The following is a 9,778-nucleotide window of genomic DNA, read 5'->3' on the forward strand; positions in this document are numbered from 1 at the left end:
CGGCCGGCGTGGGCACCGGTGCGGCGGTGGCCGGGGTGGCCAGGCGGGCTGCGCGGGCGTCCAGCTCTTCCTTGGTCGTGGCACTCACGGCCACGGTGGTGGAAGGGCAGCGCTGGGCGGCGTCATCGGCGGCCTGCCAGTTGGCGGCCAGATCGCCGGTGCCGTCGTCCGTGCGGCTCAGGCCCAGCGTGGAGACCAGGCTGTTGGTGCCTGCTTGCGTACGGGCATAGGCCAGTTGCAGGTCGGCTTCGGCGTTGGCGTAGGCGCGCTTGGCGGTGTAGAGCTCGTTCTCGGCGTTCAGCAGGTCCAGCAGGCTGCGCTGGCCGATGTCGAACTGTTGGCGGTAGGCGTCACGGGCTTTTTCGATCGACAGCACGTTGCGGTCCAGGGCAGCCAGTTGATCCTGCAGCTTGCGGATGTCGTTGTGGGCGATGGCAACCGTCTGGCGCACATCGCGGCAGGCCTTGTCGCGCTGGTCGGCCGCCTGGTTGATCAGGTCGGCGTACTGGCGCACGCGGGCCTGGTCGGAGCCACCGTTGTACAGGTTCCAGTTCAGCACCAGTTGGGCCGAGGCATTGCGCTGCTGGTCGATGTTGCCATCAAGGTTGTTGCCGCCAGCGGCACGGGCACGGGCCTCGACCTTGGGCTGGAAGGCACTCTTGCGGCCAGCGGCCTGCGACTCGACCGAGCGCAGGTTCTCGATGGCGGCGCTCACGGCAGTGTTGCGCGACAGGGCCTGGGCCACGGCGTCGGCGTTGCTGTCGGCGATGCCGCGGTTCAGCACGCCGGTGCCCACGGCAGCCAGTTGAGGTGCGGGAGATTCACCGACCACACGCAGGTAGCGCGAGGCCACGTCGTGCAGGTTGGCGATCTCGGTGGTCAGGTTGGAATCGGCCAGGGCCAGGCGGGCATTGGATTGTTCCGAATCGACACCACGGCCCACGCCGGCCTTGACCTTGGAGGCCAGTTGGTCGAACACGTACTTGTGCTGCACGTAGTTGTCTTCGGCCAGGGACACCAGGCGGCGATAGCGCAGCACGTCGATGTAGGCGCGGGCGGCTTCCAGGGCGGTGTCTTCCGAGGCGCTCAGGAACTCGAAGTAGCGGGTCAGGCGGGCATGGCCCAGGCGCTCGACCTCCGTCTTGACTGCCGCGCCGTCCCATAGCATCTGGTTGATGCTCAAGGCTATGCCAGTACGGTTGAAGGAGCGACCTTCGGGGTTGCGGCTGTCGTACTTGTTGTAGGCGCGGCCACCGTCGGCCGACAGGTTGACCTGGGGCAGGAAGCCGCCACGGGCCACGTCCACCTCATTGGCGGCGGCGCGCAGGGCGTTGAAACGGGCTGTGACTTCCGGGTTGTTGGCGATCGCCTTCTGGGCGGCGGCGGCCAGGCTGTTGCTGGCGGGAGCCTGTTGCGCCTGTGCTTGAACGGCCAGGCACATGACGGCCAGGGTGGTGGCGGTCAGCGCATTTCGGATTTGGGTTTTGGACACGGTGTGAGCCTCCGGCTGGGTCGGACAACGTTGGATGAGTCAGGGCGACCTGACACCTCGGGATGCCCCTTATTCAAAAAAACTTATAGATTCTTGCATCAATTTGTACATTCAGGGCACGCCGGATCAGGGGGCGGACCCACCGATGTGCCTGCCTGGGGCTTTCAGGCATCGTGGTCAAGTTCACGGCGGTTTGGTCGAAGACATGTCGATGATCTCAGTGCCTCGTCCAGCAAGGCAGCCTTCGATGCGTGCGTGGTGCCAGCCCTGGCAGGCGGCTTCACGTCTGTTCGAGGAGGCTCAGGCCGGGGTGTGGCAGGCCTTGCAAAACCGCAGGTTCTGGCGCACGGCCCAGGCCTTGGGCGTGATCGTGATGCTGTGCCTGTTGCTGCATGGCAACGCTCTGGATGCTCCCAGGCTGATGCAGTCGGCCCAGCGCTTCGGCCCTTCGGCGGTTCAACGCACGCAGGCCCTGGTCCAGGAGATGGAGGCTGTGGGCAATGCCTCCGAGGACGAAAAACTCAAGGTCATCAACACCTTCTTCAACCGCACGGTGCAGTTCCGTGACGACCGGGACGCCTGGGGCGCGGTGGATTACTGGGCCAGCCCCATGGAGTTGCTGAACAGGGGGCAGGGCGATTGCGAGGACTACGCCATCGCCAAGTATTTTTCCCTGATCGCCTTGGGGGTGTCTCCTGCCAAGATGAGAATGGTCTATGTCAGGGCCCAGCTGGGTGGTGGGGTGCAGGCGCACATGGTGCTGGCCTATTACCCCGAACCCACGGCTGAGCCGCTGATTCTCGACAACCTGATCACGGACATTCGTCCGGCTTCGCGGCGGCCTGACTTGGCACCGGTGTTCAGCTTCAATGCCGAAGGCTTGTGGCAGGGCGTTGGTGGGTCGTCCGCGGGGGACCCGGTGGCGCGCCTGTCGCGCTGGCGGGAAATTCTGAGCAAAGCCAAGGCCGAAGGATGGTGGTGAACAAGATGCTTTGGCAGGAGGCGCTATGTCCCTGATTCGTCAGATCTGGCTGTTGCTGGCAGTGACCTTGCTGATGGCTTTCCTGGGCAGCTTCGGTGTCTGGATGGCATCGGCACGCGGCTACCTAGAAACCCAGTTGCGGCTGAAGAACGCGGACAACGCGCAGTCATTGGCCTTGAGCCTGTCGCAGCAGCGCGGTGACATGTCCCTGATGGACCTGGCCGTGTCGGCGCAGTTCGACACGGGCTTCTACAAGCAGATCCAGCTCAAGGACCCGGCAGGCACCGTGATCAATAGCCACGAGGCTGACCCGAGTGCCGGCCATGGCAAGGCCCCCGCGTGGTTCGTGCGCATGGTGCCCATCGAGTCGCCCGTGGGGGTGGCCCAGGTCACCGATGGCTGGCGCGCGCTGGGCTCGGTGGAGGTGACCAGCCATTCCGGCTTCGCCTATGACCAGCTCTGGGAAGGCAGCCTCAAGACCGCGATGTGGCTGGCCGTGCTGGGTGGCCTGGCCGGTGTGCTGGCCTCGTTCGGGGTGCGGGGCATCCGCCGGCCGCTGGACGCCACTGTGGGCCAGGCCCAGGCGCTGATGGAGCGGCGCTTCATCACGGTGGAAGAGCCGCGCGTGCCTGAACTGGCGCGCCTGAGCCAGGCGATGAACATGGTGGTCTCGCGCTTGAAGAATCTGTTCGATGAACAGGCCACGCAGGTGGAGCAGTTGCGCCAGCAGGCGCACTGCGATGCCTTGACGGGCCTGTCGCACCGCAAGCACTTCATGGGGCAGTTGCAGGCCTCGCTGGCCAGCGAGGACGGGCCGGCCCAGGGCGTGGTCTACCTGGTGCGCCTGGTGGATCTGGCCGGTGTGAACCGCAACCTGGGCCATCGCCAGACCGATGCCTTGCTGCAACGCCTGGCCCAGCTGCTGCTGGAAGTGACCCAGGGCATTCCGGGCGCGGCAGTGGGCCGGCTCAACGGGGGCGACTTCGCCGTGTGCCTGAGCGAAGGCGGCACGCCGCTGCCGCAGCCCGAGTACCTGGCCGATTCACTCAAGCGCATGTTCTCCGAACAGGCCATCAACGGCCAGGCGGTGGTGGGCGCGGCCCGATGGGCGCGTGGCATGCCGCTGGCGCAGGTGCTGGCCTCCGCCGACTCGGCGCTGGCCCGTGCGGAAAGCCGTGGCAACTTCGCGGTGGAGACGGCCGACCTGAGCGTGGCCCATGCTCAGCCCGCGATGGGTGAGGACGAATGGCGCCGCCGCCTGAGCGCGGCCCTGGCGGCCAAGCGGATCCAACTGGTGCGTTTCCCGGTGGTGGACCGCGATGGCCGCCTGGTGCACCACGAGTGCCCGATGCGTCTGCAACTGGATCCGGGTGGTGCTTATGAGGCGGCCGCGGTGTGGCTGCCCATGGCGCTGCGTTGTGGCCTGATGTCGCAGATCGACGAGCAGGCGGTGGTGATGGCGCTGGAGCAGATATCTCAGGACGGCATTCCGCGCGGAGTGAACCTGTCGCCGGCTTCGCTGGCCGACAGCGGCTTCGTGCCGCGTCTGCGTGCGCACCTGCTGGCATCGCCGCAGGCGGCCAATTCGCTGTGGCTGGAGGTGGCCGAGAGCGCGGCGCTGACGCGTTTCGAGCTGGTGCGCGAGCTGTGCAAGCAGTTGCGACCACTGGGTGTGCGCATCGGTCTGGAACACGCGGGTGAGCGTCTGGCACGCATCGAGTTTCTGTTCGAGGCCGGGCTGGATTACGTGAAGCTCGATGCGTCGGTGGTGCAGGGCGTGGCCCATGACACGGCGCGCCGTGCGTTCGTGAGCGGCACGGTGAGCATGTTGCGCAGCCTGGGTCTGCATGTGTATGCCGAAGGCGTGATGGATGCGCAGGACATCGGGGCGCTGTGGCCTTGCGGGGTCGATGGCGTGACGGGGCCGGCCGTGAAACTGGCCTGATCGTTTGCTTCGGATCCGTCCAGTCCATTTGGGCTGGACCTGCTGATTCGGTAGGCACACCTGGCGAATGGTGCTCACAAAATGAGCGGCCATCACCGCCAGGGACACCCGATGCCTGATCCGAACACCTCTCAGAACACCGCCAAGACGGGCGTGGCCCATGCCGTCATCGCGCTGGAAGGCCTGCGCAAGCTGCCGCTGGAAGAGGTCACCCTGTACCGCAGCTTGAACATGCCCCCCCGCGCAGTTCGAAGCCCAGTATCGGGGCGGCAAGGCGATCACTTGCGAGGCGCTGATCAGCTATTCGATGAATTAGCAGGTGGCGCGGGATTTCCTCAGCGTGGACATGCCCAAGGGCAACATCATGGTGATGCTGGAGATGACCGCCATGGCACGCAACATTGAGGACTTGTCTGTCACGCCCACGGAGGCTGAACGCGTGCTGCTGCCCGGGGACACTCTCTGCTGGCAAGGGCTACAAGGATGCAGCCTTTGTCAAGGCGCTGACGGCTGTGGACAAGGGGGCTCAAGGCCCGGCCTCGGCACAGCTGCAGGGCCTGGAAGAGCTGCGTTCGCAAGCACGTGCGCTGCTCAAGGTGCACAAGGGCGACAACGCGCTGGACAGCCGGCTGGCCGATCTGGAGGTCGGGGCCAAGAAGCGTGTGGCCGCGCTTGAGAAGGCCGCTCCCAGCGCCGCACCGGCCGAGGCCGAAGAAGACGAGGCCGGCGCTGCGCTGGCCGACCCCAAGCGCTTGCTGCAGCAGTTGACGATGTGCCGCAAGGATCCGGATCGCAAGGTGCAGTTCGCCTACGTGGACGGCAAGGACAAGGCACCTGGCGTGCTGACCCTGAGCCCGAAGGCCACCGGCAGCAAGCTGTTCGCGCTGCTGGCCGAGCACACCGGCAGCAAGCAAGGCACTTTCGGCACTGCCTGGGTGGATGGCGATGATTTGGTGCTGCAGCTGGACAAGCCCTTGGGCGGGCTGCTCAAGAAGCTGCGCACGCCGGTGAAGGCCAGCGGCTTCAAGGTGAGCCAGATCGTGCTGATGAGCGAAGACGGCACGGTGTTCGAAAAGGGTGCCGAGGTCCAGGAGGCACCGACCGCTTCGAGCATTCCCCCGGCGCCACCCTTGCCGCCAGCGGGCAAGGTGGCGCCTGCCCCCACTACCGCCAAGCCAGCAGCGCCGATGGCAAGACCGCGCGGCTGCTGGCCAGCGAGGCGGGCGTCTTTCTGCGCAAGGGCGATCTGGCCAAGGCCGATGAATTGGTGGCACAGGCCAGCCTCAAGGCGGCGGCCAGTGTGTCGCCCAAGGTGCTCTATACCCAGACCCGCCTGGCATGGGATGGCATGCGCAAGCACGTCCAGACCGAACTGCGCAAGGTCGAGCAGGCGGTGCTGAGCGAGAGCGCCAACGAGCCTGATTTCGAGATGATCAGCGGCAACGTGTAGATGCTCTACACCGTGCTGGAACGCCTGGACGATCGCCTGATCGATGTGCTCGATGACGCGCTCAACGCCGAAGAGGGCGCGCAACGCCAGGGGCATCAGCGCGATGCCATCGGGCTGGTGGACGAGTACCTGGCTTACGTGAACAGTGGCGATCCTTTCCTGGAGGCCGTGGATGACAACGGCCTCGTGGAGGTGCAGTTGCTGAGAGAGTTGCGCAAGCGGTTGAGCGACATGCATACCCAGTTGAGCGCCGCCATCGCTGCCTGATCCAGGCGTGGTGGCATGAAAAAGCCCGCCGGATGGCGGGCTTTTCGCTGGGCGGGGCTGGTCAGTTGTTGTCCACCAGCAGCTTGCCGCGCGTCATCAGTTCGGCGATCACCTGGTTGTCGCTGGCCGAGGCCCCCAGGCCCAAATCACCACGCAGGTTCACGTTCTGCAGCACGATCGTCTGGTCCTCGGCCTTGGCGTCGTAGCCCGCCGTGAACCCTCCCGTCGAGCTCACGTGCACGATGGTCGAGCCCGGGTTGCTCGTCGTGTCGAAGTCCAGGAACTGGCTCAGGTTGCCCTTGCCGCCCACCGTGTTCTCGCCACTGAGCAGATCGCGCAGATCCAGCACGTCGCCACCGGCGGAGCGAGCCGAGGTGTCGAAGTCGACGATGGTGTCGACCGCGTGCGTGGCGTTCAGCGTGGCGCCGTTGGTGCCAGCGCCGGCCGAGGCCGTGCCGTGGTCCGACAGGCTCCAGGCGAACACGTCGGACGAAGCCGAGTGGCCAGTCAACGTCAGCGGTGTCGACACGTTCAGGCCCACATCGATCGAGTGCGTGAACTCGCCGGTCAGCGCGTCGTGGGTCAGTGTCACGGCCGAGTCGACCGTGGCGCTGGCAGACACGCTCACCTTGGTATCCAGCACATCCTGGATGGTGTCCGCATGCACCGAGATCAGGCCGGCCGAGGCGGCGTCCGTGCTGGACAGGCCGAAGGCGTCCGTGGCCTTGATGGTCATCTTGGGCAGCAGGTCGGCCGAGATGCCCAGCAGTTCAGCCGGGTCGTACGTCAGCGTGGCCAGCAGCTTGTTGACCATGCCGTAGTCCACCGTGCCGCCGGCCGTGGCCGAGGTGATCACGATGTGGCGGGTGTCGTTGCCGCTGATCGTGAAGCCGTAGCTTTGCGCCAGGGCCGTGTCGATGGTCAGCTTGCTGTGGTCGCCACCCAGGCCGATCAGGCCCAGGATGTCGTTGGCCAGGCCACCCACCGACAGCAGGTTCTCGACCGACACGTCGATGCGGGTCAGGTTGTTGTCCACATCGTAGACACCCAGGTGCTGGTTGCTGCTGAAGTTCAGGATCGGGTCGACCGACACGTCCACCAGGCCCAGCAGGCCGCCATGCGAGGCGATGCGGGCGATGGGCGCGTCGTTCACCGGCGTGACGTTGAAGGCCAGTGTGTTGGGCGTGCTGTCGTAGGCACCGGCGCGGTCGGCGACCGAGAAGGTCAGCTTGGCGTAGGCGGCGCCGTTCTCGTTGGCATCGGGCTTGAACACCAGCGAGCCGATGTCGCCTGCGGCGATGACCTGGCCAGCCACCACGGCCTTGCCGTTGAGCGTGAGCGTGCCATCGGTGGGCAGAGTGTTGATGCGCACGGCGCTCAGGCGGTCGCCGGCATCGCTGTCCTTGAAGCCGAAGTCCGACACCTGCAGGTGGTAGCTGGTGTCCTCGGCCAGGGTGACGGTGCCATCGGTGCCTTCCGGCGCGTGGTTGACGGTGGTCAGGGTCAGCGTGCCGCTGCCCTTGTCGCCATCCTTGTCGATGATGGTGTAGCTGAAGGTGTCGCCGGTGTTGCCGGCCGGGCGGGTGTAGGTGTACTCGCCCGTGGTCAGGTTCAGCTCGATGCGGCTGCCGGAGCTGAGCGTGATCGTCTGGATGCCGGTGGCCGCGTCGTAGGTGGATGAGGTCTGGTTGGCCGCCGAGAAGGCCGTGACAGCCTTGAGGCCATCGGCGCCGGCCACGCTGGCCAGGCTGCCGTGCTCCACGGTGACCACGCTGTTGTCCAGGTAGGTCTTGACGGCGGTGTTGCTGTTCAGGATGACGGCAGGACGCTCGCTTTCGCTGCCGCCGTTGTAGGCGATCGGCTCCAGGTACTTGAGGTTCGACGAGCTGGCACCGTTGATGCCCATGGCGTAGCTGTCGATGTCGTTGGCCTTGAGGAAGGATTCCCACTTCGTCTTGTCGCTGCCGGTGTCGACTTCCTTGCCCTTGTTCGGTTCACCGTCGGAGAAGAAGTAGGACACGTTGACCGCGCCGGCCAGCTTGCCGGAGGCGTTGAAGCTCGACTGCGCCGAGGCCAGGGCCGCGTCGTAGTTGGTGCCGCCGTTGGCGCTGAGCTTGTCGACGAAGGTCTTGGCATCGGCCAGCGTCATCCAGGTGGCGCGGGCAGAGGCCGAGTCGGAGAAGGTGACGATCTGCACGCGCACATCGCCCAGTTCGCCGTAGTTGTCCAGCAGGCCCTTGATGGTGGCCTTCAGGCCATTCACGGTGGTGTCGGCCAGGGCGTTCTGCATGCTGCCGGACACGTCCACGATCAGCATCACGTTGGTCGATTGCGTGGCGGGGCTGACGTACTGCGTCTGGTTGCCGCTGGCGGGCGAGTCATCTTCGATGTTGAGCGTGAGCGTGCCGGTGGAGGTGGCCACGCCGTTGCTGGCCTGGACGGTCAGCTGGATGCTGCGCACGTCTTCGGCGTTGGGGTTGGCGTGGTCGACGGGGCCCTGCAGGCTGACCTGGTAGTTGCCGTTGCTGTCGATGCTGGCGGTGATGATGGTCTTGCCACCGGCCGAGCCGACCAGCGGGTTGTCCACGGTGCCCTTGCCGCTCCAGGTGATGGCTGCGCCGCCGCTGGTCAGGCCCGAGGGGCCGGACAGCGTGAGGATGTTGCTGCCGCCGTCGATGTCGGTCACCGTGAGCTTGCCGGAGGCCGAGGTGGCGTTGGTCGTGTCGGGGCTGCCGGTGTTGTCGGCGATGCCGCCCGCGAGGCCTTCTTCCGACAGGCTGACCGAGCCGGAGCCGACCACGGCCACGTCATCCACCGGCGTGACGTCGATGGTGATGGGCGCTTCGGCCGTGCCGCCATGGCCATCGGAGATGGTGTAGGTCAGCGACAGGGGGCCGTTGTAGTTGGGCGCCGGGGTGAAGGTCAGCGTGCCGTTGCCGTTCAGGCTGATCGTGCCTTCCGGCAGCACCACGGGGGTCGTGGTGCTGATGGCGTGGCCGTTCACGGCGGTGATGGTCAGGCTGTCGCCGTCCACATCGCTGTCGTTGTTGCGCGGGTCGAAGGTGACCACGCTGTCCTCGGCCACGGTGACTTGGTCGGGGTTGGCGGTCGGGTTGTCGTTGACGGGCGTGACGCCGATCTTGACGGTCGAGGTGGCGGTGCCGCCATGGCCGTCGCTGACCAGCACGGTGAAGCTGTCGGAACCGTTGTAGTCCTTGGCGGGCGTGTAGGTCCAGGTGCCATCGCCGTTGACCACCACGGTGCCGTGGGCCGGCTTGGTGCTGCCCAGGGTGTAGGTGAGCGGGTCGCCATCAGCGTCGGTGGCTTTGACCTGGCCCTTGACGGGGGTGTCCTCGGGCGTGGTGACGCTGTAGGTGCCGGTGACCGGATCGAAGTTGGGATCAGTCGGGTCTTCGGGCTTGGGCGGGTCGTTCACCGGCGTGACGCCGATGGTGACGGTGGAGGTGGCGGTGCCGCCATGGCCGTCGCTGACCAGCACGGTGAAGCTGTCGGAACCGTTGTAGTCCTTGGCGGGCGTGTAGGTCCAGGTGCCGTCGGCGTTGACGGCCACGGTGCCGTTGGCCGGGCTCTTGTTGCCCAGGGCGAAGGTCAGCGTGTCGCCATCGACGTCGGTGGCCTTGA

General features: G+C 66.1%; 7 protein-coding genes. 5 read left to right on the top strand and 2 right to left on the bottom strand.

Annotated elements, in window-relative coordinates; all coding sequences use genetic code 11:
- Positions 1 to 1,492 (bottom strand): TolC family outer membrane protein (locus WAQ08_RS04800; protein WP_422189521.1); only part of this gene is annotated, 1,492 nt, incomplete at its 3' end.
- A gap of 34 nt (positions 1,493 to 1,526) precedes the next feature.
- On the opposite strand from WAQ08_RS04800, the gene WAQ08_RS04805 reads away from it, so the two are divergent.
- The 5 genes from WAQ08_RS04805 to WAQ08_RS04825 all read left to right on the top strand — a co-directional run bounded on the left by WAQ08_RS04805 (position 1,527) and on the right by WAQ08_RS04825 (position 6,136).
- Positions 1,527 to 2,474, top strand: a complete 948-nt coding sequence (locus WAQ08_RS04805) for a transglutaminase-like cysteine peptidase (protein WP_422189523.1) — start codon at positions 1,527 to 1,529, stop codon at positions 2,472 to 2,474.
- A gap of 25 nt (positions 2,475 to 2,499) precedes the next feature.
- Positions 2,500 to 4,419: a bifunctional diguanylate cyclase/phosphodiesterase gene (locus WAQ08_RS04810; protein ID WP_422189525.1), complete on the top strand. Its 1,920-nt coding sequence runs from the start codon at positions 2,500 to 2,502 to the stop codon at positions 4,417 to 4,419.
- A gap of 111 nt (positions 4,420 to 4,530) precedes the next feature.
- Entirely contained in the window at positions 4,531 to 4,824 is a 294-nt protein-coding gene (locus WAQ08_RS04815) for a hypothetical protein (RefSeq protein ID WP_422189527.1), read from the top strand.
- Positions 4,825 to 4,931: 107 nt separating this feature from the next.
- On the top strand, positions 4,932 to 5,819 hold the full coding sequence (locus WAQ08_RS04820) for a hypothetical protein (RefSeq protein WP_422189529.1): 888 nt from the start codon (positions 4,932 to 4,934) through the stop codon (positions 5,817 to 5,819).
- A gap of 50 nt (positions 5,820 to 5,869) precedes the next feature.
- Positions 5,870 to 6,136, top strand: coding sequence for a hypothetical protein (locus WAQ08_RS04825; RefSeq protein ID WP_422189531.1), 267 nt, complete (start codon positions 5,870 to 5,872; stop codon positions 6,134 to 6,136).
- A gap of 61 nt (positions 6,137 to 6,197) precedes the next feature.
- On the opposite strand, the gene WAQ08_RS04830 is transcribed toward WAQ08_RS04825, so the two are convergent.
- Positions 6,198 to 9,778: tandem-95 repeat protein (locus WAQ08_RS04830; protein WP_422189533.1), on the bottom strand; the 3,581-nt coding region annotated here is incomplete at its 5' end.

Origin of the sequence: Aquabacterium sp. (genome assembly GCF_049274795.1) — a bacterium.
GTDB lineage: Bacteria > Pseudomonadota > Gammaproteobacteria > Burkholderiales > Burkholderiaceae_C > Aquabacterium.

Coding starts and splice junctions, on each gene's coding strand:
- WAQ08_RS04805 (WP_422189523.1), top strand. CDS start 1,527: ATGAGTCAGGGCGACCTGACACCTCGGGATGCCCCTTATTCAAAAAAA.
- WAQ08_RS04810 (WP_422189525.1), top strand. CDS start 2,500: ATGTCCCTGATTCGTCAGATCTGGCTGTTGCTGGCAGTGACCTTGCTG.
- WAQ08_RS04815 (WP_422189527.1), top strand. CDS start 4,531: ATGCCTGATCCGAACACCTCTCAGAACACCGCCAAGACGGGCGTGGCC.
- WAQ08_RS04825 (WP_422189531.1), top strand. CDS start 5,870: ATGCTCTACACCGTGCTGGAACGCCTGGACGATCGCCTGATCGATGTG.